We start from the raw sequence: 24,758 nt of genomic DNA, 5'->3' as shown, positions 1-24,758 counted from the left end.
CTCTCAGGCGGCAATCATGTTTTGCGGCGCTTCGCCAATTGCTACCTTGTCGACGGTCAAGGAACAAGAAAGCATGCAGCGTATCGTGACATCAGACGACATTGCCCGGGGGCTCGACGCGCTTTGCGTGATCGACCCGCGCCTGGAAAAGGTGCGCGGCATGGCCGGCGAGGTGCCGCTGCGGCTGTCCGAGCCGGGCTTTCGAAGTCTGGCCTCGATCGTCGTCTCACAGCAAGTGTCCCGCGCCAGCGCCGATGCGATCTTCGGCCGGCTGACCAAGCTCGTCGATCCGCTGACGCCCCAGGCGATCCTTGCCGCCGGTGAAGACATGTTTCGCGAGGCCGGTCTGTCGCGGCCGAAGCAGCGCGGCCTGATCGCCGTTGCCCAGGCCGTGGTCGACGGCCTCGACCTGCATCACCTCTGTTCGCTCGATGCCCAGGCGGCGATCGCGACGATGACGGCAGTGTCCGGCATCGGTCCATGGACGGCGGAAGTGTATCTGTTGTTTGCCGCCGGGCACCCCGATATTTTCCCCGCGCGCGACGTTGCCTTGCAGAGCGCGGTTGGCCACGCGCTCGGCATCGAGCCGCGTCCGCCGGAGAAAACACTGATCGCATTGGCCGAATCATGGAGCCCGTGGCGAGGTGTCGCATCACGGCTTTTCTGGTCCTATTATCGCGAAACCAGAGGGCGGGACGCCGCGCCACCGGCCTGAAACCGCAAAAAATCATAAAAATCATGCTTTTTCGGCGCTTCAGCGACGCGACAATCCGCTTCACATCCCTGTCATGTCGGGCTTACAGTATCCGCGCCGTTCGGGTCTAGAACCAAGGAGGTAAACACGTGACGGTCGCCGTATCTCCGGATGGGCTTCCAGCACTGGTGCTGAATGCGGATTACCGTCCGCTCAGCTATTACCCCTTGTCGCTCTGGTCGTGGCAGGACGCCATCAAGGCGGTGTTCCTCGACCGGGTGAACATCGTCGCCGAATACGAGCACGCCGTCTCCTCGCCGACCTTCTCGATGAAGCTGCCGAGCGTGGTCAGCCTGAAGGCCTATGTGAAGCCTTCCAGGCATCCGGCCTTCACCCGCTTCAACGTCTTCCTGCGCGACCGCTTCCAGTGCCAGTATTGCGGCACGCCGGAGGATTTGACCTTCGATCACGTCGTTCCCCGCCACCGCGGGGGGGCGACGACGTGGGAGAATGTCGTTGCGGCCTGCTCGCCCTGCAATCTCAGGAAAGGCGGCATGATGCCGGCGCATGCCAAGATGTGGCCGCTGCAGAAGCCTTTCCAGCCGACAGTGCATGATTTGCACAACAACGGCCGCCTGTTCCCGCCCAACCATCTGCATGAGAGCTGGATGGATTATCTGTACTGGGATGTCGAACTCGAACCCTGAGATCGTTCGAGAATTCGGGAGGCTGGCCGTCTGGAGCGACTGTCTGCGCTTCCGATGCTTACGGGCCCCCACCAGACCATGATAATCTGACACTCCCCGATATCGGACCAGCTCGGTCGCGCTCACTTATCAGCGGCTTTGCCCTTAAGGACCGGCTTCCCCCACTCCGTCGCTGCTTCGCAGCGCCACCTCTCCCCCCTCCGGAGGGAGAGGAAGGGAGCCTAGCGTGAGGAGCGTTGGCTAGAATAAGTTCGTGCCCTTCCTCTACCCCGTCGATCGGCTAGGGCATATACATATCTCGGTGCGGCGGATTGACTCGCCTTGGCTGGGTCGGATTCCGCGAATGCCTGAGGTATGATTTTTTCTGCGACGGTCTGATTTGCAAGGATTGTCGCCGATGTCGTGCCCGTCGTGGTCATTAGGTTTGTTTGGAGATCGCCGCCTCGATAAAGGGGGGCGTCGCTGCTCCAAGGCATGGTGCTGCGCGAAACGGTGTGCTTGCGCCAGCTTTCTGGCGGCAACCATTCCGAGGAGATCCGCTATGGGCGCTTTCTCGGCAATGATGCGGTGACGGTCGAGCGGGTGATTGAAGGCTGGAGCCAACCGACGCGGGTTGCAGTGGACGGCCGGCATGTTTTGGCGCTGCAAGACACCAGCGAGATCAGATTCCCAACGACGCAGGACAACCGGCGCGATCTTGGCAGGATCAAGAAGGGCAATTGCTGGGGCATGCTGCTGCATCCGATGCTCGCCCTTGATGCCGAGCGCGGTTCTTGCCTTGGTCTTGTGGGCGGGCGGGTTTGGACACGGGGCGATGAAGAGCTGCCACCGCACGCTGATCGCTCGTTGAGCGAGAAGGAATCGTGCCGCTGGGTCGAAACCGCGCAAGCGGCCAAGCCAGTGCTGGCCCGGGCCCGTATGGTCACTTTCATCGCCGATCGTGAGAGTGACTTTTATATGATGTGGGCGCGTGTGCCGGATGGCTCTTTCCACGTGCTGACACGCGTCATGCATGACCGCGCACTGCTTTCGGGCACAACGCTGCGCCGTGCCGTGCAGGAGGTGGCGTTCAGTGACACCCAGGTGATCGAGCTGCGCGAACGGGCCGACCGCCCGGCGCGTCGAGCCGAGCTTTGCTTGCGCTTTGGCGAAGCCACGATCCGGCGGCCGGGCAACCTGCGCGAGGCCAACCTGCCCAAAGGCGTGACGCTGCGCTGGGTCGAAGTCATCGAGACGGCTGCGCCCGCCGACGTGGAGCCGCTTCACTGGCTGCTGCTGACCACCCATGCGGTGGCCACACCCTCCCAGGCCTGGCAGATCGTCGACTGGTACAAGCAGCGCTGGGTCATCGAGCAGTTCTTCCGGGTGATGAAGAGCCAAGGCTTGAAGATCGAAGACAGCCAGCTGCAATCGGCCGCGCGCTTGGAAAAGCTCGTCGCCATCGCCGCCAAGGCCGCCATCATCGTCATGCAGCTCGTGCAGGCCCGCAATGGCCAAGGCGATCAACAGGCGAGCCTCGCCTTCACGTCCAACGAGATCGATACGCTCTCGGCGATCGAGACACGCTTCAAGGGCAAGACGCGGCTGCAATCCAATCCCTACCCCAAAAACTCACTCGCATGGGCGGCCTGGATCATCGCAAGGCTCGGCGGCTGGAACGGTTATGCCTCCTCAAGGCCACCAGGCCCTATCACCTTCTACAACGGCTTGGCCTACTTCCGTGCCTGTGCCGATGGTTGGGCCTTGCGAGATGTGTATATGCCCTAGCGTCGATCGGGGGAGAGGTGGCTCGGCGAAGCCGAGACGGAGTGGGGGTCGACCTGGCCCTGACGTAGAAAGCCGCGCCATCCGACTCAGCCTGCCGAATTTTTGCTCGAACTCCGCGTCGCGCTGCTCAATCAGTCGCGTGTGAAAGCGCCGCGGAAGGCGATGGCGGCGAGGACCAGGCTGGCGATGGCGTTCCAGCCGGCCAGGGACAGGCCGAGGATGCGCAGTGCGGCCTTGTCGCAGGATGGCGGCACGAATTTGTCGAGCGCGTCGAGCACGCCCTTGCCGCCGGTGTCGACCGGCCCGGCGCCGGCGGTGCAATCGGTCGGGCCGGCCCACCAGGCCCATTCGACGCCGGAGTGGTAGACGCCGAGATAGAGGCCGTAGAGCATCAGCAGACCGCCGACGCCCAGCAGGCCGCGCGTCAGCCATGCCGGCGCGTGCAGCATCGATGCAATCACCGCCAGCACCATCAGCGGTACGCCGACATAGTAGGGCGTGCGCTGTTCCAGGCAGAGGTGGCAGGGGATGTAGCCGCCGAGATACTGGAAGCCGAGCGCCGAGCCGACGGTGGCGGCCATGGCGACGGCGAGGAACAGGGCCGTCAGCGTCCGCTGGCGTCCGGTGTCGGCATTCATCGTCGCGGTCATTTCAATCGGCTCCGTCCGGCTCGCAATGGCTGTGTTCAGAACGCGTATTTGACTGTTATATAGAGCAAAATCAGGGCAGCCGCCGCGGCGCCGGCGATCAGGCCGAGGCGCTTTTCGATGAACTCGCGGATCGGCTCGCCATAGCGGCGCAGCAGCCATGCGAGCAAGAGGAAGCGGCCGCCGCGCGCCACGATCGCCAGCACGATGAACAGCAGCAAATTGACGCCGATGACGCCGGACAGGATCGTCACCACCTTGATCGGCGGCAGATGGGCAGCCCCGGAAGTGATCAGCATCAGGATGATGAAACCGATGCCAGACGAAATGCGCAGGGCTTCGAACTCGTCATACTTGCCGTAGAATTCGAGGATCGGCCTCGCCACCGCGTCATAGGCGTAGTGGCCGATGAACCAGCCGGCGATGCCGCCCAGCACCGAGGCGACGGTGGCGATCAGCGCATAGCGATAGGCGCGATCCGGCCGCGATAGCGCCATCGGCAAATAGAGCACGTCGGCCGGCACCAGAAACACCGAGCTTTCGACGAAAGCGATGAAGGCCAGCCACCATTCGGCGGATTTGCGGGCTGCCAGCGACAAGGTCCAGTCGTAAAGTCCGCGAAGCATCGGCACTCCTAATGCATGTCGCCCAAAGGTGCGCAGCGGGTTTGGGCACGGCGTGCACAAAAACAAAGACCCAGAGCACGCCATCCGTCCCTGCAGACGTGCCGCGCTTTGATGTGCCGCCTGTCTAGAAACATTTTCCGCGCTGCACAATGGCAGCCCGTCACGAAATCGAAAGGCGCAGTTGGTCGCATCCGGGACCGTCAACATTTGGCCAGTTGACGAACAGGCCTCCAACCGTATAGTCCCGCGCCATCCAGGCCACCCAGCCTGAGCCCCTATGGCGGAATTGGTAGACGCGCTCGACTCAAAATCGAGTTCCGCAAGGAGTGCTGGTTCGATTCCGGCTAGGGGCACCACTGACCATCGACAAGCCCAGTAATTGCAAGGCTTTCAAGGGCTTAGACGTCCCCCGAGGTACATCCTAGAGGTACATCGAGGGGTCCAACAAATGAGCAGCGTGATCGTGGAACACTGGCAAGAGCGCAAGAGCAAGAAGCTGGGGACCTCCAGCTATCGCTACAGGCGCGTCGTCAAACCTGAGCTTCGATCTACATTAGGCAAGGGCGAGATCACCATTGCCTTGGGAAGTGTCAAAGGCGAGGCGCTGGCGAAATATCGGCAGGTGCATCGCGAGGTCGAGCAGACGCTGGCAGCGGCGTGGGATGAGTTGCGCGGCATCAATCGCCCCATGACTGCGCGGGAGTTGTTCCACGAGACGGTCCAACGGATCAAGGCGCTAGGTCTCAATCCGTACCGGCAGCCGACTGACGAAGATGGGGGGGAGGGGGACGACCAAGAGACCCGTGACTGGATAGAGCGTAGCGCTGTGGTTGATGGCATTGCTGCCAAGTACCCGACCGACCCCGAGACGGATCATCCGATTGGGGTGAGCCCCGAAGACACACGGCTTGTGCGGATGCTCAATACCGCCAGCCCCAAGACCCCCGCGCCGACCATTGAAGATGCCGCGAAGCTCTATCTCAAGGACCGCTTTGCGTTGAATGAGCCGGGGCCACTTGCGAAGAAGAAGGATGAGCAGCGGGTGGCCCGAGCGGTTGCGTCCATCGTGAAGGCCCTTGAGCGGGTGCCGACCGTGGCCAGTATCAGGCGCGAGGATGCGAGGAAGGTGCAGGGGTTCATCCGGGGAGAGGTTAAGGGCAAGGGGACGGTCGACCGCTATCTGAATGACATTCGAGCGATTATCACTCATGCCATCCAAGAGTTTGACGAGCTGCACGGGCTAACCAACCACTTTACCGGCCTGCCCGATCTGGCTGGGGGACGGAATGGAGGGGTGCTGCCACAAGAGGAGCGGCGCGCCTTGACCGTGACCGAGTTGCAGAAGATGCGCGAGAGGATCGACACCAAGGCGAGGTTGCCCGAGGTCACACTGATCTGGCGGATACTGGAGGGGACCGGCTGCCGATTGTCGGAAGTTACCGGGTTGCGTGTTGAGGATGCCGTGACGACTGGCGATATGCCTTATATCGATGTCGCATGGCACGACGAACGACGCCTAAAGAACGTCATGTCAAGGCGTCGTGTGCCGCTGCTAGGGGACGCGCTGGTTGCCACTCAAGCGGCTGTGAAGCTGGCTGGAAAGTCGCTGATGCTGTTCCCGAGGTTCGGCAGAGAAGGGGGCGGGACGGCGGCGTCTGCTATGTTGATGAAGCATGTGCGCGCTATCACTGACGACCCCAAAGCCGTGGTGCATTCGTTGCGGCGGAATATGAAGGAACGGCTCATGCGAGCGGGCGTCGACAAGGGCCACCAGAACCTAATCCTAGGCCATACGCTGGAAGGCGAGGGGGAACGCTATGGGGGACCGGAGGCGCGTCTTGACGTAGCCACGCTGGCTATGCGGAAGGCGGTCTTGGAGGAGACCTGACGACCTAACGTCTCAGCCTGCTCAATTCTCGCCTGACCACGACTGCAATGGTGGTGGACGTTGCAACAGCATACACAATCAGCTGCGCAGCCGTGCCGCTGATCGGCGGGCCTTGTGGGGGTCCAATCTCATACTGCCCCGCCGGTCAACGCCTAGGCATAACCCGCCGGTTCCGCAAAAGAGATCGAAAGCAGACGTATGCGCTGCCTCGTTGTGACGCCAATGTGACTAGGCTCGGCCTTGCGTCGGCCACAGGTCAATGCTTGGATGGTAGACGGTGACGACGCGCCAGCCACGGTCTTGCAGGAAGTGACCGGCGCGCCGCCTTCATGGGATTAGATCAGGTTTGGACGCTGATCGGGGTGCTGGTTGTGGACGCCGGCCCCCGTTTCCCATGCTCCAAGTCTATAGCTTGGAATACCGCTGACAAGCGGAACAACAGTGACTATTTCGTGACCATGACGGCCCGGGTTTGCCTTGTGATGACCAAGGGTGGGCCGGGAATATATGACGGAAAAATCCGCCCGACCCATCAGATATGTGGCAGCGCGCGATACCCCCCGTACCCCCTTCGGTTCCCACCACAGGCTACCCTCAGGAAAGCTAAGACAGCCTCGCCTTGCCCAGCGGTTGACGCGCCAGAGGCGTTGGGCAGCACGGCTGAGGATTGCACTCTCGCGATATGAGCGAGGCCCAGTAGGAGGAGCGTCGCGGAGGGGAGGGCGACGGACAGGCCCATGCCCCCATGGGTCTCTCCTCCTACCTGTTGCCGAGCAAAGCTAAACAACGGCTGATTATACGCCCGCCTCACGGTAAGCGCCAATCCTGTTTCGTAGAGCCGTCATCCTTGCCAGCCTGAGACGGCCTTGACTTTGTACCTAATTCTCAGGTACAAGGTACAGATAGCGAGCCGAACGGCTTGCAGCGCAAGGGATTGGACAACAGAGAATGACCACGGCAGTTGCCTACCTCCGGACCTCCTCACGGACCAATGTCGACGGCGACAGCGCACCACGGCAGCAGCAGGCTATCGACGCCTATGCCAAGCGGCACGGGATCAAGGTAGTTGAGGAGTTCCACGACGAGGCCGTAAGTGGGGCTGACCCGATTGATACACGCCCGGGCTTCCAAGACCTCCTTGAGTACATGGCCGGCAATGGTGCGAGGGTGATCCTTATCGAGAACGCCAGCCGGTTCGCCCGTGATCTTGCTGTGCAGATAGCTGGCCACAAGCTCCTACAGGGTCTCGGCTATGAACTGATCCCAGTCGACGCGCCGGATAGCTTCACGAACGACACGCCGACCGCTGCGATGGTGCGGCAGATACTCGGTGCTGTCTCAGAGTTTGAGAAGGCGCAGCTCGTGGCGAAGCTGAAGGGTGCCCGTGATCGGAAGTCAAGGGAGCTTGGAAGGCGCGTGGAGGGCAACCATGGATACCGCGTCGACAAGCCGGACCTAATCAAGGAGGCGAAGCGATTGGCGCGCAAGAGCCCAAAGACGGGCAAGGCGAAGAGCCTGCGGGAAATTGCAGCGGAGCTTGCACGGCTTGGCCACATGACGGCGAAGGGGCAGCCGTTCTCTGCGTCTCAGGTGCAGCGGCTGGTAGAAACGGGTTAGGGGGACCAGTAGGTTTACGGAGCCGGTCCGTTAGCAACTGCTAATCAGGGTGAACCGTGGCACTGCGAGACGGAACAGGGCCGCGACGACATGACAAGAGGGCCCAGCCGGGTAAAGCATTCCGGCCAAGTCTATCGATCGTCGCCTGAAGAACACGATAGAACACTGGGTGTTCTGTTAAGCGTTGGTTTCGTCGCTGCGCAGCTCCATCGTGTATGATGGTGGATACTGGCTATTATTGCTTGGATATTATTTGCACAACGTCTATGAGATGACGTTAGCATTACTTGCGCCGAATAGGGCTAACCGTAGGACAGGAAACAGTTTTTCGGGCCGCGTTTACTTGCTGTGTTCTCACCCTTCCCCGCCGAAATCCTCACGCGCTCGCCTGCCCCTCAGTGTCTTTCTAGGCGACAGGCGCGCACCACTACCCCACGACATCCTCAGGTCGACCCCAACGGCACCGCAAGGCAGCCTGAGGGGACATTTTGCGGACGCGACAGTCAAACCCCAGAAAGGATACCTTGGAATACACCGCAGAAACCGTCGACAGCACCACGGGTGAAGTCGTCCAGGCACCGATAGGCTCATGGATCACCATCACCGAGTACGGCCAGACCAAAGGCGTCGGTCGCAAGCAGGTCCGTGATGTCCTGTCTGGGCTGGGCATTCTCCAGAATGAGACTGAAGACCACACCCCCAAGCATGCTTCATTCGCTGAGAGGAAGCTGACCACTCGTCAACGGCTGACCACCAAGTCAGTCAGGTCAGGTCTGGGGAAACGCATCTTCTCAATCGTCGGGCGTCCATTCGATGTCATATCACCTAAAGGGCAGGCATGGATTGACCAGCGATGGGCGGATGCCGTCCAGACAATCAAGACCGACATCACGTCCAGTCCGGTGGCGGTTGCTGCTCAGGTGGCGCTTGGCGAGTTCATGGTCAGTCGTCGGGTCAGGCTGGACCCTGAGGGACAGGTTAGATGGCTTCTCGACCATTCCCCGGATGTTGCTCAGGCTGACATGAGCAGGATCACAGGAGCATCTCCGAGGATGGTCTCCCACTATGTCAGCAACCGCACTGACCAGATCAGCAAGGCTCATGCTCAGATCAAGGTGACACTTAAGGTTCCCCTCAGGATGTCTTATCAGCCCTGTATAATCGACATAGCATGTTGATCCATACACAGGAGCGGACGGAAGTCCCTCCTCCTGATGTCTCAGCCTTCAGGCTCCCTTCGGATCAACACCTAAGCTCTGTGGTCTGACATCTTAGAGTAATGGCCCGAAGGGCACCTGAAGGTTGATGTGAAGGGGGAGGCTTCCGCCTCTTTCTTCTGGTGGTCTCAGTCTGATGTCTCCAGCTTAGGGGAAACCCTCAGGGTGAACCTTAAGGGTCGTTACACGATGCTTATTACACATGACGTTACATCGGCCGAAAATGACCCTGCCAGCTTCCCCTTTTCCAAGCGACAGGCTCCAAACAATCCCGAGAGAGGAACACGCATGACATGACCGACGACGCACGACCGTTCGACAGGGCCTTATTTCTGCATGAACGCGAGATCACCCAAGACGATCAGGACCACGACCCCGACGACGCCATTGCCACAGCAGTCACCGCCAAGCGGCAGGCCAAGTCGGCCCTCAGGGCAGCGCAAGGCGACCGCATCGACTGGAAACAGCACCTCGTCAACGCCCCCGGCTATCGCAACGTCCCCGACACCCGGCTTTCTCTCAGGACCAAGCAAGCCCGCACCCACTCAATCAAGGCGGCTGGAGATCGACGTGAGAAGCGACGCGAGAAAGGCGTCACCATCCACTACGCCCAGTTTGCTTGGAAGCGGCTGGGGCAGGCCAAGCGTGACCAGTTCGACCTAATCCGCAAGTCGTTGGCTTGGATCGGCCCGAGGTGGGATGCTGACCGCGACTTTGGCCGGTACGATGATGAGCGTGATGGTGGCCAGCACCTCGACCACCTATGTCGCTTCGGAACGGCCAAGGCCCATGCCAAGACGCCGTGGCTCCAGCACAACAGGGAAGGCCTGTGAGCCAGTTCCTCCCAGCCCTCGCTGATTGGCCGACCCGCGATCAGGCCCTCGCCATCATCGAAGCCTTAGGTAGGATGGAGGAGGGTCGACCATCCGAACTGGACCGACTTTCCGGCATCCCAGACGCCATAATCGTCGCTGGACGATGCTACGCGGTCTACGGTTACCGTGAGCTTGAAGGCGGGAACATGATGCGGCGAATGGCCGAGCTGTACATGCATCCGCGCACTGTCAGCCTAAGCCCTGCCGTAGCGCCTCCAGAGGCCGACCACACTCGAGCGCTACCAATCCACAGCTATGGGCTCCAGCCGCGCGTCTGAGCCCTACCACCACCATCACCAAACCGACCACGACAGAACCTCGCAGCATTCCGCTGTGGGGTGATCACCCTTGAAAGGAACGACCTATGTCCAACTACAGCGACGAACAGATGCGTGAGAGCGCCAGCCACAAGCCTACAACGATGCCGACCATGGCCGAGTTCGCGATTATGAACATGACCACAGCCGAGCGCGAGACGCATATTGACAAGATGCGCCATGCCGCTGCGGTGGCCAACTATAACGAGAAGGAGGCCCGCATTAAGGCCCAGGTCGCCGCCGCGACGGAGGTCTCCTTAGCCGGCAACCAGTGGTATCAGGCGCAGCAGCGTGGCGAACTTAGCCAGCGGGTCTCTGTCAGCAACGGCAAGACCACCGTGGAGCAGCTTAACGCCAAGGCTGACCCGTCGAACAGCGCCTTTGCCGTCCCACCCCGCGCCCTTGTCGACATCCTTCCGGTGACGGTAGGTGGCATTCAGCTCAGTCCTAAGCAGGCCCGCCAGATGGTTGAGGCCGGTGAGATCAGCACCGCTGATTATGCGGCTGCGGTCGAACTGGCCGTTGCGCCATACGGCTACGGTTCTTTCCGGTAAGCACTAGCACTACCACCATTCCCGAAGGGGGGTCAGGTCGCCATCCCGGTGAACCATTGCCCCAAGCTCAAAGCCCCCTTCGGGCTCTCCCTACACGCCCTGCGCACAGCGGCACTTTGATCTGGAGGCACATCGTGCACCCGGATTGCTTCACCGCGTCTGGCGCAGCCCCGGCAGCCCGGGAAACATCAACATCAACAGGAAGGTAATTTAGACAGTGAGCAGAAGCAGAACCCCGCGTGCCCTTAACCCGGCTTGCGAGGAAGCAGACAACTATTCCCGCGTGGTCCTGAGGTGGGACTTCAGCGAGGCCAAGGCGACCCGGATCATTGAGTGTCGCAACCAAATCCAATGGATCATTCAGCACAGATCAGGAACGCGCGGCGGCCACCCGGCGTGGCGACCTCAGTCGTATTGCAGGAGCCGTCAGGCCCTCGAAAGGCTGTTGCCGGGGAAGGCTGAAGAGATCGCCGCAGCGTTGCCCGTGAGGTTCGCTGAGGTCGGCGCAGAAGGGGGAACAGGCCACTCTTAATACTTCGGTGGCCCCCTGTAGATACACCAGAGCGGATACGCCACAAGACCGAGCAGGATTGCGATCAATCCACCCCAATAAAGGAGCGGGTGTTGGATCCGATCTATGAGATAGATGCCACTGCCATAGATTGCGGCGATGCCTTTCCCGGTCCAAAGGGAGGCGGCCACGGCAATACCACCAATCAGCATCTCTGCGATGAGAATGCCCTTGAGGATTGGTGAGTGCCTACTGCTTCCGGCCATAGGTGTTCCCCCTGTAAGCGGCTACCCATTCCATTCACCCACGGCTAACACGGCTTGGTTGCACCAGAGTTAAGCGGGCGGCTTGACCCGAGGTACAGCGCCTGATACCCGTTGAGGTACATTGAGACTATCGGACTTCGGGGGCGACATGCCCATAACGTCTTGTTATTACTGATAGATTGTTCGGTCTAAGCGCTGGTTCGATCCAGCCCCAGTACCCCGGCTAGGGGCACCACCCTTCGCTCTTCGAGCTTCGGGTGGCAAGCCACTCGAAGTTAGATAGACGAAGGAGTGTCCTCCGAAGCCTTGGCGAAGGAGGGCAGCTGTAGGTTCGATGCAGCGCCGCCAAGGCGCGAATCACTGCCTTTTCGAAGAATCGACGGCGTGCGATTAGGGAACGGTGGTTGTGGGTGGGCATCCGACCTGGCGTCACGGTCGCCTTGCCTGCGGATATGCCTCAGCAGCGCGATCAAGACGCTTTGCGCGTCACAGTGGAGTCGCCGTCGTTGGCCGCGCTAAGCTCGCCGGTCGCCAGCAATTCGTCGAATGCCCGTTCGAGATCGGCACCGTCATCCGCTGCCGGTCCGCTGTGCCGGTCCTGGCGTGCTAGCGTTTCCAGCCTGTGGTGAAGCTCGCGGTTCGCATCGCGGCAACGGGTATGCGCGAGCTCGTCGGTCATGCCGCGCAAGCGGAGATCGGCGAGTTGAGCCTTCACCGCGGCACAGTCCCTGCGCGCCGCGTCGCGCTCCTCACGTAACTTCGCGATCTCGGCTTCGGGGCGCCAATGCTCGGCCGCTCCCTCGGCTCGTTGCCCGACGTGGATCGGCGGTGCGTGGACCACGGCTTGATCGACAAGCAGAGCGGTGGCGCGGCGTTGGAGCGAGCGCAACTCCCTTTCGAGTTCCACGGCCCGCTCTTGCGCGGCGGCGATGCAATCGTTGAGAACGCTGCGCTCATGCTCGATCATGGACAGCCGCGCGTGCAGGTCTTGCTGCACCGCCATCTGCCGTGACAGTTTGCCGGTCAGTTGCTCGTTAAGCAGTTGGTAGTCCGCGACCCTGGAATGAAGCAGCATGGCGGCCTGTTCCAAATCGGCGAGCCGCGACGCAATTTTCTCACGCGCTTGCTCGGCGGCTTGCCTGGCCATTATCTCATCGCAAAGCTGCTCTGAGATCCGCGCCAGGTTCCGTCCCAGGCACTCGACCTCGACTTTCGCCTTCAGGAACCGCGCTTCACGCTGGTTGCCGTGCCTGTCGGCCTCTGCAGTGGCCTGTCGGGTCCTGTTGCGTTCGACCTGTAGGTCGGCGATGGTCGCACCCGCGATCGATAGCTCGCGCGATTTTCGCTCAAGCTCTTTCGAGGTGCGATCGTGCAAGCGTTTGAGCTTCGCCACCTCCTCTTGCAATTCCCATTTCTCGGTATCGGGAGCGTCGGCATGGCGCGTTTGCGCATCCAGCCTGGCAAAATAATCCTGCACGGAGGACCATGTATGACGCGACAATTCCAGCCTCTCCTCCGCGCCTTTCAGATGGGCGGCCAAGTCGTTGCCGGCACGCAGAATCGACTGATAGCTGGACAAGGGGGAGGAAACGCGATTGGTCTGGGTCTGGCTTGAGTCCGTCTGACTCGAACCAACGGATGCAGCCAGCGTGTCTGGCTGGGCCAATCTGGTCGCGGGCTTCTCTTCGAAGAGAGACGAAGCTTGATGCGTGGCGGCTCGAATGCTTCGGATCAGTTCTTCGAACGCGTCATCGTCGCCCTTTGGAACAACGGCGCTGCCCTCTGCACTGCTGTGCCGGGCGCCGTTGGCCTCATGATTCAGCGACATTTTTCCCTCATCGCGAGCGAATCACTAGACTATCGCGGATCAGGAACAAGATTGCGAGTAGATCTTGACCGCTTTCACTGAAAATTGCTGCGGGAAATCTCGCTTTTCCATGAGCAGAGGTAATATTATCGTTTACTGTTCTCTATCACCGCTATCATCTATCCAAATCCTGCAACGAGAATATGCCGTTTTTGAAGAACCGCACCCTGCCTGCCTCACCGCCGCCCCAGCAAGCTCTTCATCCGGTTGCGCAGCAGGCGGGCCATGTTGCGGGTCTCGCGGTAGAGATGCAGCTGCGAGGCGGCCTGGCGGGTGAGGCGGTCGGCGTCCGGCGTCAGGCCGATGACCAGCGTGCCCATCGGCTTGCGCTCGGCCCACAGCCGGCTCATCACCGGGTGGTCGGGTACGGCGCAGGAATCGGTCATCATGATGTTGGGATCGTCGAGATGCTGCCTGGTCACCTCGATCATCAGCAGCGTGCCCGGCGAATAGCTGGCCAGCGTCTCGTCATAGGCCGTCTTCCAGGTGTAGGCGACGCCGGCCTCGACGAAGACGATCAGGCAGGCGATGGTGCGGCCGTCGAGCGTCAGCGAATGGATGCGGCACATGTCCTGTTCGGCCAGCCTGTGCACGGCTTCGCGGGCAAAGGCGGCGCGGTAGCGGTCGATCGCCATGGCGGTGCGTTCGCGGCCCTTCCAGCCGGCCGCTTCCTGCGTCAGAAAGCCTTCGATGGCATGGCGGATGTCTTCGGGGCCGCGCGCCACGACATGCTCGAGCTTGCCGAGGTCGCCGAGGCGCCGCTTTAGGCGGCGGAACTCGCGATAATGGTGCGAGCGCAGCGAGGCCTTCAGATAATCGTCTCCATCGAGCTCGCTCTCCAGCGCCGGGCGCTGGGTCTGGCCGGTGGTGACCAGCATCAGGCCGCGCGTCTCGGCCACGGTGGCAAGCAGGCTCGCCACCGGGCCATCGAGCCGGACATCGGGCAGGACGAACACTTTCGGCAGCTTGAGGTGCGGGCGCGACAACATCGAGAAGAAGTCCTCGACGACGCCGACCGGGTCGTCGCGATCGACCAGCGGCGTGCCGAGCGGACCGAACGGGCTCGACCATGTGCGCATGACCGGCACGCCGAGCGGCACCACCGGCCGTTCCACCGAGAACGGCACCAGCAGGCGCAGCCGGTTGCGGTATTCGTCGCCGTCGCGGATGACGGCCAGCCGCACCTCGCGATCCTCCAGCCGCGGCATGGCGGGCGCCAGGAAGCGCGGGTTGAAGAACACGTTGGGCTCGACCGTGCGGGCACAGAGATAATCCAGTTCCTCGACCAGGTCGAAGCCGGCCGATGCCGGGTAGATCGCGAGCTTGCGCTCGGGCCGGTTGTTGGCGAGGATTTCGATGTGGGCGGGATCGGCGTCGCGGGCCAGCCCGGCAAGGCCGGACACCATGGCGCCGGCCGTGCCACCGCTGGTTTCCTCAAGCAACGGGATGGCAGCCATCACGCGGCTCCTTTCGCAGGCACGAAGATGAGCATAACGATGCCGAGCTTGCGCCACACCGTGAAGGACAGTGCGCCGGCTTCGAAGATCATGGCAAAGGCGGTGGCCATGGCCGCGCCCCACAGGCCGAACAGCGGGATCAGCATCACGTTGAGGGCGATGTTGAAAGCCAGCGTCATGGCATAGACGGCGGCGCAGATGTTCTGGTTGCCGCTCATCGTCAGCAGGCTTTCGCAGGGGCCGACGGCGGCCCGCGCCACGACGCCGAAGACGAGCAGGAACAGCAAGGGATAGCCGCTGCTGAATTCAGGCCCGAACAGCACCAGCATCGGCTCGCCGAGCGCAAGCACCAGCAGCGCCATCAACAGCGAGGGCCAGAACGTCCACGACACCGTCTCGCGGGCGAAGGCGGCGAGCCTTTGCGGCTCGCCATGGGTGAACTGCGCATAGCGCTGGGCAACGCCGGCCTTGACGGCGAAATAGACGAAATGCACCAGCGCCAGCGTCTTCACCGTGGCGAAATAGACGGCGACGTCGTTGGGATCCATATAGGCGCCGACCATCAGCACGTCGGCATTGGTGAGCAGGAAGAAGAAGCTCTCGACCAGGAAGATCGGCAGCGAGACGACGAACCATTGCGCGAAATGGACTTTCATCGGCCCGGCCGGGATCTGCCTTTCCATACGCTGGGTGACACCGATGAGCTGGCCAAGCGTTGTGGCGTAAGTGGCAGCGATCGAGGCGAAGATCGCCGTTTTTGCGTCAGGGGCATAGCCCGCCAGCAGCATCAGCGCCATGAACAGCAGGATCAGCACCGGTCGCACCAGATAGGTCGGCGACAGCGCAAACAGCGCCCAGCTGTTGGCGCGTGCCAGTCCGGACAGAAGGTCGGACATGGCGATCATCGGCAGGCAGATGATGCCGAGGATGAACGGTATCACATAGTAGTTCTCGATCCACGGCGCGGCCAGCCAGACGCCGAGCGCGCCGAGCCCGGCGATGAGCGTGGAGGCGATCAGCACGAACAGGCGGCTGGCCAGCACGATGCCGCGCAGTTCGTCCATCAGGCCGCGTTCGCGGTATTCAGGAATGAAGCGGATGACCGAGGTGTGGAAGCCGAGGCAGGCGAGATTGCCGACGATGACCATCGTCACCCAGACGAGGACGAAGATGCCGTATTCGAACGAGCCCATCCAGCGCGCCATCAGCACCTGGCTGATGAAGGCGATGACGGCGCTGACGATGCGAACGGAGAAGGCGATAACAGACATGCGGCCGGCCTCGCCGCGCTCGTCGGCGGTGAACAGCACGGCATCGATGCGGCCAAGCAGCGGCTCCATGCGCAGCGCCAAACGCTGCGGCAAGAACCGCCCGGCAGTCGTGGCCGCGGAAAAGCGCACCCCGATCTCTCTCCGTTTTCCGCTTCTTTTCAGGGTTCTGTGTAGCGGAGACACATTAAGAAACGGTTGGGTGAGGGGCTTCCTTCTCCCCGTCACTATACGGGGAGAAGGTGCCGGCAGGCGGATGAGGGGCAGCGCGGAGTTGGAGACTCGTGCTGTGCTCGTCCATCCGCGCTTGGCAAAGGACAAAGGAAGCACGAACGTACAAAGGTCGCGAAATGATGTCTGGGATCAGCGTTCAAGCACTTTCCCAGAGGCGCGAAACCCGATCTAATGCGCCTGCTCTGGGGGAAATATGTCGCAACTTATAATTCAGCAGTATCTCAACGAAATCGACAGGTTGCGGAAGTTTTCCGGCTCACTCACCGAGGGCGTGATCTCGGAAGCGTTCAAGGATTTGCTCAAGGCATGGGCACGCCAACACAATCTGCATTTCATCAGCCAATACGAATTTCTGTCTCCACAGAAGAACCGTATTCGGCCGGATGGAACGATCCTGCATGATCTCCGTGTGCCACTCGGCTATTGGGAGGCGAAGGATACCGCCGACGATCTCGATGATGAAATCCGCAAGAAGCTGGCCAAAGGCTATCCCCAGGACAACATCATTTTTGAAAATTCAGAAACGGCGGTCCTGATCCAGAATCGGCAGGAAGTCTTTCGCTGCTCGATGACGGAAACTGAAAAGCTGCTCAAACTGGTGTCGCTGTTCTTCAAATACGAGCGCGAGGAAATCCGCGATTTCCGTAAAGCCGTCGAGCAGTTCAAACATGACATTCCGGCAGTGCTGACGGCGCTGCGCGAGCGCATCGACACGGCTTATGACACCAATGCCGATTTCAAGGCAGCAGCGGACAAATTCCTGCAGCACGCCAAGGACACGATCAATCCCTCTGTTGGCGAAGCCGACGTTCGGGAAATGCTCATCCAGCACATCCTGACCGAGGAAATCTTCGCTCACGTATTCGACCAAGGGGACTTCCACCGCGAGAACAATATCGCCAAAGAACTCTACGGGCTTGAGGCAAAATTCTTCACCGGCCAGCTGAAGCGTGAAACGCTGAAGGGGTTGGAAACCTACTATTCAACGATCCGCGCCAATGCGGCTTTGATATCCAGCCACCAGGAGAAGCAGCAGTTCCTGAAGCTGATCTACGAGAATTTCTACAAGGTTTACGACAAGAAGAAAGCCGACCGACTGGGCGTCGTCTACACGCCGAACGAGATCGTGAAGTTCATGATCGAGGGTGCCGACTGGCTGACCCAGAAGCATTTCGGCAAATCGCTGATCGACGAGCATGTCGAGATTCTGGACCCGGCGACGGGCACTGGCACGTTCATCTGCGAGCTGTTGGAACATTTTCGCGGGCAACCGCAAAAGCTGGCGCACAAATACAAGAACGAACTGTACGCCAACGAGGTGGCGATCCTGCCCTACTACGTCGCTAATCTGAACATCGAGGCGACCTACGCCGCGATCTCGGGCCAATTCGCCGAGTTCCCGAATCTTTGTTTCGTCGACACGCTGGACAATGTGGCTGGGCTAGGCATCAAAGCCGGTCACCAGCATGACCTATTCGGAGGACTTTCCGATGAGAACGTGATGCGCGTGAAACGGCAGAACGCGCGCAAGATTTCCGTCATTATCGGCAACCCGCCTTACAATGCCAATCAGGCCAACGAGAACGACAACAACAAGAACCGCGAGTACAAGCGCATCGATGAACTGATCAAGTCGAGCTACATCAGGCTCTCTACGGCGCAGAAGACCAAGGTTTACGATATGTATGCCCGCTTTTTCCGCTGGGCGAGCGATCGGATGACCGCGACAATGGCATTATTCGCCTCGACACAGAGACACAGCTTTCCGGCATTCCTAAAGAGGCATGGGACTACCGGCTCGGAAACCGCTCCGGCCTCGACTGGGTTCTCGACCAGTACAGGGAAAAGACCCCAAAAGATCCGACGATCCGGGAAAAGTTCAACTCCTACCGCTTTGCTGACCACAAAGAGAAGGTGATCGACCTTCTGGCGCGGGTGGCGCGCGTGAGTGTCGAGACGGTGGCGATCACGGAAGCGATGAAAGCGGCGGGTCGATGACGAAGGCACCTTCAATCATTGCGCGTAGGGTGGCATGAAGATGGGGACAATAAAAGCGCCCGTTCCACCCTTCGCCGAATTTTTCGTGCCTGTTCTCAGAGCGCTGGACGCCCTTGGTGGATCGGCTTCGATCGAAGAGATCGACGACAAGACGGCCGCGTTGATGAGTATCTCCGATGCGGCGCGGGCTGTGCTGGTTGGCGATGGACCAAGGTCGAAATTCGATTATCGCTGCGCTTGGGCGCGGAGCTGGTTGAAGAATGCGGGCCTGACTAACAACAGCGAGCGCGGCGTCTGGACCCTTACGGCGGAGGGCCGTGCATCGCTACCACTTGATCCGGAAGAGATTGTACGGCGTGTAAGGCGAGCCGACGCGGCTTTGCGCAAGGCGAAAGTTGTTGCTGCCCCAGAGCGCGTTGAGGCCGAAGCGGAAGCAGCTGATATCGCCCTGAAGGACTGGCGTGAGCAATTGCTCGACATTCTTCTGGTGCTTGATCCGGCCGCCTTCGAGCGGTTGTGCCAAAGGCTTCTGCGAGAGGCTGGCTTCATCAAGGTCGAGGTGACCGGGAGGAGCGGCGACGGTGGCATCGACGGCACCGGCGTATTGCGGGTCAACCTGCTTTCGTTCCACGTGCTGTTCCAGTGCAAGCGTTGGAAAGGCTCGGTCGGGGCAGGGGTCGTGCGCGACTTTCGCGGCGCAATGGTTGGTCGAGCCGACAAGGGCCTTGTTATCACCACCGGAACATTTACCGCGGACGCTCGCCGCGAGGCCGTGCGCGACGGAGCTCCGGCCATCGACCTAATCGATGGTGACGGATTATGCGACCTGCTCAAGGATCAGAAGATCGGTGTGCGGGTGAAGATGGTCGAGGAAGTGACCGTTGACGAGGCGGCATTCGCGGGGTTTTAGAGAAGCCAATCGCAACACTTTGCTCAATGTGCTCGGCCGGCTTGTAGTTCTGGAGGCCGCGCGGCCGATCTGCTGGAGCGCAGGTCGCGGAGGCGGCGCGGAAAAGGTCGCCTGACAGGTCGCGTCAGGAATACGTAGACAGTCGCTCACGGGTGGTCGCTTCACGAAACGGGATGAGGCATAGTCGCGTGGCAGATCGAACCTTGCATTCCGTGGACATGGCAAGAAATCAACTCGACCTTTTTGGTGCTGAAGAACAGTCCGAGCTGTTCGACGAAAATGCGCCAACCGTCTATTATCACGGCGATCCGGACCGGGTGCGCGCGCGATTGCACAGGCTTATCGCCGAGGCGCGGAGCGCGGAAACGCTGCCGTGGGATCAGGACAGCACTCGGCTTTACCGCAAGATCGTCCCACAGATGGTGCTTTGGCTGCCGGAAGAAGAAGCCGCACAGTTGAAGTTCGAGTTCGAAGCCGAAATGGTGCGGCTGAAGGCGGCTTAGTCGCAGCGGGACAGCGCCCCCCTCTGGCCTGCCGGCCATCTCCCCCTCAGGTGGGGAGATTGGCTAATCGCGAACGTCAGTGCCGCCCCTCATCCGGCCCTGCGGGCCACCTTCTCCCCGTGAACGGGGAGAAGGAAAGCGCCGCGTCCTTACGCGAAAGCGCCGTGGCAGTGCTTGTATTTCTTGCCGGAGCCGCAGGGGCAGGCTTCGTTGCGGCCGACCTTGCCCCAGGTGGCCTGGTTGTTGGGGTCGCGGTCCTCGGGGGCGACGACAGCGGTTGTCTCCGGGCGGACCAGGAGGGCGGTCTCGCCGCCTTCGAAATCATTCTCGCCGGTGGTGCCGTCGATATGGGTGCCGAACATGTCGGGGGCTTCGGGGGGCGGCGCTTCGGCGGCCTGGCGGACCAGTTCGACGCGCATCAGCTGCGCGGTGACGGCCTGGCGCAGATTGCCCAGCAGTGCCTGGAACAGCTCGAACGCCTCGCCCTTGTATTCCTGCAGCGGATCGCGCTGGGCGTAGCCGCGGAAGCCGACGACCGAACGCAGATGGTCGAGATTGACGATGTGCTCACGCCACAGATGGTCGAGCGTCTGCAGCACCACCGAACGTTCGACATAGCTCATCACTTCGGGGCCGAAGCGCTCGGAGCGCTCCTTGGCGGCGGCGTCGGCGGCCTGCGTGATGCGCTCGCGGATGTCGTCCTCGGCGATGCCCTCTTCCTTGGCCCAGTCCTCGATCGGCAGGTCGAGATTGAGGAATTCGGCGACCTCGGCCTTCAGGCCGGCGACATCCCACTGCTCGGCATAGGCGTTTTCGGGAATGGCCTTGGCGACGATCTCGTCGATGACGCCCTCGCGCATCTCGCCAATGGTTTCGCTCAGGCCTTCGCCATCCATCAGCTCGATGCGCTGCTCGAACACCACCTTGCGCTGATCGTTGGAGACGTCGTCATATTTCAAAAGGTTCTTGCGGATGTCGAAGTTGCGAGCCTCGACCTTCTTCTGCGCCTTTTCCAGCGCCTTGTTGATCCACGGATGGATGATCGCTTCGTCTTCCTTGAGGCCGAGCTTCTGCAGCATGCCGTCCATGCGCTCGGAGCCGAAGATGCGCATCAGGTCGTCCTGCAACGACAGGAAGAATTTCGAGCGGCCGGGGTCGCCCTGACGGCCGGAGCGGCCGCGCAGCTGGTTGTCGATGCGGCGCGATTCGTGGCGTTCGGTGGCGAGCACGTAAAGGCCGCCGGCAGCAAGCGCTTTTTCCTTCAGGCGCTCGACGTCGGCGTTGATTTCCTTTTCCCGCGCTTCGCGCTCGGGTCCGGCCGGCATGTCGCCGAGTTCGTCTTCAATGCGCATCTCGGCATTGCCGCCGAGCTTGATGTCGGTGCCGCGGCCGGCCATGTTGGTGGCGATGGTGATGGCGCCCGGCTTGCCGGCCTGGGCGACGATCGCCGCCTCGCGCTCGTGGTGGCGGGCGTTCAGAACCTCGAAATCCTTGAAGCCTTCCTTGCGCAGGCGCTCGGCCAGCTGCTCGGATTTTTCGATGGAGGTGGTGCCGACCAGCGTCGGCTGGCCCTTAGCGCTGGCTTCGCGGATCTCCCTGACGATCGCCTTGTATTTCTCCTCGACCGTCCTGTAGACCTCGTCGTCCTCATCGATGCGGACGACCGGCAAATTGGTCGGGATCTCGGTGACTTCGAGGCCGTAGATGTTGCCGAATTCCTCGGCCTCGGTCAGCGCCGTGCCGGTCATGCCGGAAAGCTTCTTGTAGAGGCGGAAGTAGTTCTGGAAGGTGACGGAGGCGAGCGTCTGGTTCTCCGGCTGGATCGCCACATGCTCCTTGGCTTCGAGCGCCTGATGCAGGCCTTCCGAATAGCGGCGGCCCGGCATCATGCGGCCGGTGAACTCGTCGATGATGACGATCTCGTCGTTGCGGACGATATAGTCCTTGTCCTTCTGGAACAGCCGGTGCGCCTTCAGCGCGTTGTTGACATGGTGGACGATGGCGACGTTCTCGACGTCGTAGAGCGACTCGCCCTTGAGCAGGTCGGCGTCGCGCAAAAGGTTCTCGAGCTTCTCGGTGCCTTCCTCGGTGAAGATCGACGTCTTCTGCTTCTCGTCGATCTCATAATCCTGCGGCTGCAGCTGGATGATGAAGGTGTCGATGGTGTTGTACATTTCCGAACGGTCCTCGAGCGGACCGGAAATGATCAGCGGCGTGCGCGCCTCGTCGACCAGGATGGAATCGACTTCGTCGACGATCGCGTAATTGTGACCGCGCTGCACCATCTGTGCGCGCTCGTACTTCATGTTGTCGCGCAGATAGTCGAAGCCGAGCTCGTTGTTGGTGGCGTAGGTGACATCGGCGGCGTAGGCGGCGCTGCGCTCCTCGTCCGACAGGCCATGGACGATGACGCCGACCGAGAGGCCGAGGAACTTGTAGACGCGGCCCATCCATTCGGAGTCGCGGGTAGCAAGATAGTCGTTGACGGTAACGACGTGGACGCCGTTGCCGGCAAGCGCGTTGAGGTAGACCGGCAGCGTCGCGACCAGGGTCTTGCCCTCGCCGGTGCGCATCTCGGCAATGCCGCCATTGTGCAGCACCATGCCGCCGATCAGCTGGACGTCGAAGGGTCGCATGCCGAGCACGCGGCGGGCCGCCTCGCGGGCGGTGGCAAAGGCCGGCACCAGAAGGTCGTCGAGCGTGGCGCCGTTGGCGATGTCCTGGCGGAATTTCGCGGTGCGGCCGACCAGCTCCTCGTCGGAGAGCGCCCGCATCTCGTTTTCCATGGCGTTGATCGCCTCGACACGGGGCCGGGTCGATTTGACCCGACGGTCGTTGGAGGAACCGAAAACCTTACGGGCGAGACCGCCGAGACTGACCATCCAATGGTCCTTTCGATAGAATTCTCAATCTTGAGATGAGCGCCGGCTGGCCCCATCAATTCCACGTGAACGCACCGCCTGAACACGGGCAAACACAAAAAGCGCCCGGAAAACGGTTCTGGACGCAAAGTCGTTGGACAGATAAGAGGGGGCTCAACTGATGTCAACGCCGCGCTGGCCCTGCCGGTCGCGCCAAATTCCGCCACAATCCGGCTGATCTGGAAACCTCCCCGCCCTCATAATCCCTTACCGGAGTCGCCTTATGTCCTTGTTGTTCCGCCGCGCGTCGCTCGCCAGCCTTGGTCTGGCCTTCGGCCTGTCGGCCCTTTCGCTGTCGCCGCTGATGGCGCAGGAAACCGCTCCCGCTCCCGCGCCGGCGGATGCGGCAGCGCCAGCCGCGGCACCTGCGGCACCTGTCGACCCGAATAAGGTTATCGCCACGATCAACGGCCAGCCCCTGACCGAGGCCGACCTGGTGCTTGCCGAAGGGGAATTGTCGCAGCAGTTCGCGCAACTGCCGCCCGAGCAGCGCCGTGCCGCCGCCCTTTCGGCTGCCATCGAGATCCGCGTCATGGCCGCCCAGGCGGTCACGTCAGGGCTCGACAAGGACCCCGACTTCCAGCGCCGCATGGCCTTCCTGCAGCAGCGCGCGCTGCATGGCGAGATGGTCGAGAAGGGTGTTGTCGACAAGGTCACCGACGCCGAGGTCCGCGCCCGCTACGACCAGGAAATCGCCAACACGCCGCCCACCAACGAGGTGCATGCCCGTCACATCCTCGTGAAGACGAAGGAGGAGGCCGAGGCCATCATCAAGCAGCTCGGCGGCGGCGCCGATTTCCAGAAGCTCGCCAACGAGCACACCAGCGATCCCTCCGGCAAGACCAGCGGCGGCGATCTCGGCTGGTTCGGACCTGGCCAGATGGTGCCGGAGTTCGACAAGGCGGCCTTCGCGCTCGAGGTCGGCAAATACACCGAGCAGCCGGTGCAGTCGCAGTTCGGCTGGCATGTCATCAAGCTCGAGGATAAGCGCACCAAGCAGCCGCCGGCCTTCGACGACGTCAAGGACCAGGCCAAGCAGGCGGTCATCCGCGACAAGTATTTCGCGCTGGTCAAGTCGCTGCGCGCCGGCGCCAAGGTCGAAATCCCCGACGCCAACCTGAAGAAGGCCGTCGATACGCTGGAAAGCGCCAAGTAAGCCTAAGGAATTTTTCGAAAGGGCGCGGCGGCCAAGGGTTGCCGCGCCTTTTTTGTTGACCGTGTTTTACTTGCCGGGCGCTGCTATGCCGCTCATCACGTAGCTGACAGCTTTGCGTATCGTCGCTTCGTCCTCGTCGAGCCGGTTGGTCAACAGATGCCTCCAGGCGAAGGAGGCGATCAGGTCGGCGACAACAGCTGAATCAATTTCGGCCGAGATTTCGCCCCTTGCCCTGGCGCGATCGACCATCTGGCCAGTATGAGACCGTCGGCCCAGCGCATAGTCGGCAAGGGCCGCAGACGCCGTATCATCCGACTGCGCCTCGGCGATCAGCGACCTGAACACGCTGCCCGACGATGTCTCGCGCCAGTGGGCGAACAGGTTTTTCAGGAAGCCGACGAGATCCTCCTCCAGCCGCCCGGTATCGGGAACATCGACGCGTTTCTGGCGCTGGTAGACTTCGAGCAGCAATGCGGCCTTGCTCGGCCACCAGCGATAGATCGTGGGTTTGCCGGCGCGCGCCCGCCGCGCCACCGCCTCGATCGAGAAACCGGCATAACCGGCCTCGACCAGCACAGCCTCGGCGGCTTCGAGAATGGCATCGGCGCTGTCGGGGTTGCGCCGTGCACCGATCGATCTGCGCGCCGGATCGGCGTCTGCGGCCATCTCTGTCGTCCTCGCCAACAATTTCGCCGGCAATATAGGTGACCCGACGCTCAAACGAAACGGCGCGTTTTCGAGGCCGGTGATGGTCGCGG

The 24,758-nt window shown here is 61.4% G+C and carries 20 protein-coding genes, 1 tRNA gene and 1 pseudogene; 15 read left to right on the top strand and 7 right to left on the bottom strand.

Going from position 1 to position 24,758, the window contains the following annotated elements; translation table 11 throughout:
• The first annotated feature begins 73 nt into the window (after window positions 1-73).
• The 3 genes from ACFOJ9_RS28530 to ACFOJ9_RS28520 all read left to right on the top strand — a co-directional run bounded on the left by ACFOJ9_RS28530 (window position 74) and on the right by ACFOJ9_RS28520 (window position 3,168).
• On the top strand, window positions 74-715 hold the full coding sequence (locus tag ACFOJ9_RS28530; protein WP_378983766.1) for a DNA-3-methyladenine glycosylase family protein: 642 nt from the start codon (window positions 74-76) through the stop codon (window positions 713-715).
• A gap of 128 nt (window positions 716-843) precedes the next feature.
• Entirely contained in the window at window positions 844-1,401 is a 558-nt protein-coding gene (locus tag ACFOJ9_RS28525; protein ID WP_127259847.1) for an HNH endonuclease, read from the top strand.
• Between the two features lie 474 nt (window positions 1,402-1,875).
• Window positions 1,876-3,168 carry an IS4 family transposase gene (locus ACFOJ9_RS28520; protein WP_378979481.1) on the top strand — a complete coding sequence of 431 codons (1,293 nt, stop codon included), beginning with the start codon at window positions 1,876-1,878 and terminating at the stop codon, window positions 3,166-3,168.
• A 131-nt stretch (window positions 3,169-3,299) separates the two neighbouring features.
• Here the strand turns inward: ACFOJ9_RS28520 and ACFOJ9_RS28515 are convergent, their stop codons facing one another.
• Together ACFOJ9_RS28515 and ACFOJ9_RS28510 are read right to left on the bottom strand one after the other, a co-directional pair.
• Window positions 3,300-3,818: a disulfide bond formation protein B gene (locus ACFOJ9_RS28515; RefSeq protein ID WP_378983764.1), complete on the bottom strand. Its 519-nt coding sequence runs from the start codon at window positions 3,816-3,818 to the stop codon at window positions 3,300-3,302.
• A 35-nt stretch (window positions 3,819-3,853) separates the two neighbouring features.
• Window positions 3,854-4,441: a YqaA family protein gene (locus ACFOJ9_RS28510; protein WP_378983761.1), complete on the bottom strand. Its 588-nt coding sequence runs from the start codon at window positions 4,439-4,441 to the stop codon at window positions 3,854-3,856.
• 271 nt (window positions 4,442-4,712) lie between these two features.
• Between ACFOJ9_RS28510 and ACFOJ9_RS28505 the strand changes: the two genes are divergently transcribed.
• From ACFOJ9_RS28505 to ACFOJ9_RS28475, 7 genes are all read left to right on the top strand, one after another.
• Window positions 4,713-4,797, top strand: a tRNA-Leu gene (locus tag ACFOJ9_RS28505).
• 92 nt (window positions 4,798-4,889) lie between these two features.
• Window positions 4,890-6,329 carry a tyrosine-type recombinase/integrase gene (locus tag ACFOJ9_RS28500; protein WP_378983759.1) on the top strand — a complete coding sequence of 480 codons (1,440 nt, stop codon included), beginning with the start codon at window positions 4,890-4,892 and terminating at the stop codon, window positions 6,327-6,329.
• A gap of 948 nt (window positions 6,330-7,277) precedes the next feature.
• A complete protein-coding gene (locus ACFOJ9_RS28495; RefSeq protein WP_378983757.1) occupies window positions 7,278-7,946 on the top strand; it encodes a recombinase family protein in 669 nt (222 codons plus the stop codon).
• A gap of 524 nt (window positions 7,947-8,470) precedes the next feature.
• On the top strand, window positions 8,471-9,124 hold the full coding sequence (locus ACFOJ9_RS28490; RefSeq protein WP_378983754.1) for a hypothetical protein: 654 nt from the start codon (window positions 8,471-8,473) through the stop codon (window positions 9,122-9,124).
• Between the two features lie 332 nt (window positions 9,125-9,456).
• Entirely contained in the window at window positions 9,457-9,996 is a 540-nt protein-coding gene (locus ACFOJ9_RS28485) for a hypothetical protein (RefSeq protein WP_378983751.1), read from the top strand.
• A 406-nt stretch (window positions 9,997-10,402) separates the two neighbouring features.
• On the top strand, window positions 10,403-10,909 hold the full coding sequence (locus ACFOJ9_RS28480; RefSeq protein WP_378983748.1) for a hypothetical protein: 507 nt from the start codon (window positions 10,403-10,405) through the stop codon (window positions 10,907-10,909).
• A gap of 624 nt (window positions 10,910-11,533) precedes the next feature.
• Entirely contained in the window at window positions 11,534-11,665 is a 132-nt protein-coding gene (locus ACFOJ9_RS28475) for a hypothetical protein (protein WP_378983746.1), read from the top strand.
• Between the two features lie 490 nt (window positions 11,666-12,155).
• Here ACFOJ9_RS28475 and ACFOJ9_RS28470 read toward each other — a convergent pair whose 3' ends face one another.
• From ACFOJ9_RS28470 to ACFOJ9_RS28460, 3 genes are all read right to left on the bottom strand, one after another.
• Window positions 12,156-13,514: a hypothetical protein gene (locus tag ACFOJ9_RS28470; RefSeq protein WP_378983744.1), complete on the bottom strand. Its 1,359-nt coding sequence runs from the start codon at window positions 13,512-13,514 to the stop codon at window positions 12,156-12,158.
• 215 nt (window positions 13,515-13,729) lie between these two features.
• Window positions 13,730-15,010, bottom strand: coding sequence for a GNAT family N-acetyltransferase (locus tag ACFOJ9_RS28465; protein WP_378983742.1), 1,281 nt, complete (start codon window positions 15,008-15,010; stop codon window positions 13,730-13,732).
• Window positions 15,010-16,410, bottom strand: a complete 1,401-nt coding sequence (locus tag ACFOJ9_RS28460) for a lipopolysaccharide biosynthesis protein (RefSeq protein WP_378983740.1) — start codon at window positions 16,408-16,410, stop codon at window positions 15,010-15,012. The genes ACFOJ9_RS28465 and ACFOJ9_RS28460 overlap by 1 nt, the downstream gene beginning before the upstream one ends.
• Window positions 16,411-16,705: 295 nt before the next feature.
• On the opposite strand from ACFOJ9_RS28460, the pseudogene ACFOJ9_RS28455 reads away from it, so the two are divergent.
• The 4 genes and pseudogenes from ACFOJ9_RS28455 to ACFOJ9_RS28440 all read left to right on the top strand — a co-directional run.
• A pseudogene (locus ACFOJ9_RS28455) lies at window positions 16,706-17,857 on the top strand (N-6 DNA methylase); the annotation flags it as partial.
• A gap of 356 nt (window positions 17,858-18,213) precedes the next feature.
• Complete coding sequence (locus tag ACFOJ9_RS28450) at window positions 18,214-18,510, top strand: type ISP restriction/modification enzyme (protein WP_378988103.1); 297 nt, start codon at window positions 18,214-18,216, stop codon at window positions 18,508-18,510.
• 34 nt (window positions 18,511-18,544) lie between these two features.
• The gene (locus ACFOJ9_RS28445) at window positions 18,545-19,420 is read left to right on the top strand and encodes a restriction endonuclease (protein ID WP_378983738.1); all 876 of its coding nucleotides are present in this window, start codon (window positions 18,545-18,547) and stop codon (window positions 19,418-19,420) included.
• Window positions 19,421-19,638: 218 nt separating this feature from the next.
• Window positions 19,639-19,923 (top strand): hypothetical protein, encoded by a 285-nt coding sequence (locus ACFOJ9_RS28440; RefSeq protein WP_378983736.1) that lies wholly within the window; start codon window positions 19,639-19,641, stop codon window positions 19,921-19,923.
• A gap of 149 nt (window positions 19,924-20,072) precedes the next feature.
• On the opposite strand, the gene secA is transcribed toward ACFOJ9_RS28440, so the two are convergent.
• Window positions 20,073-22,805, bottom strand: a complete 2,733-nt coding sequence (gene secA, locus ACFOJ9_RS28435) for a preprotein translocase subunit SecA (RefSeq protein ID WP_378983733.1) — start codon at window positions 22,803-22,805, stop codon at window positions 20,073-20,075.
• Between the two features lie 262 nt (window positions 22,806-23,067).
• On the opposite strand from secA, the gene ACFOJ9_RS28430 reads away from it, so the two are divergent.
• Window positions 23,068-24,000, top strand: a complete 933-nt coding sequence (locus ACFOJ9_RS28430) for a peptidylprolyl isomerase (RefSeq protein ID WP_378983731.1) — start codon at window positions 23,068-23,070, stop codon at window positions 23,998-24,000.
• 66 nt (window positions 24,001-24,066) lie between these two features.
• On the opposite strand, the gene ACFOJ9_RS28425 is transcribed toward ACFOJ9_RS28430, so the two are convergent.
• Window positions 24,067-24,666, bottom strand: a complete 600-nt coding sequence (locus ACFOJ9_RS28425; protein WP_378983729.1) for a TetR/AcrR family transcriptional regulator — start codon at window positions 24,664-24,666, stop codon at window positions 24,067-24,069.
• Between the last annotated feature and the right edge of the window lie 92 nt (window positions 24,667-24,758).

Origin of the sequence: Mesorhizobium cantuariense, from assembly GCF_042647205.1 — a bacterium.
Lineage (GTDB): Bacteria > Pseudomonadota > Alphaproteobacteria > Rhizobiales > Rhizobiaceae > Mesorhizobium > Mesorhizobium cantuariense.
The sequence above is the reverse complement of the archived record's forward strand: the minus strand, read 5'-3'. Positions and strand labels throughout refer to the sequence as shown.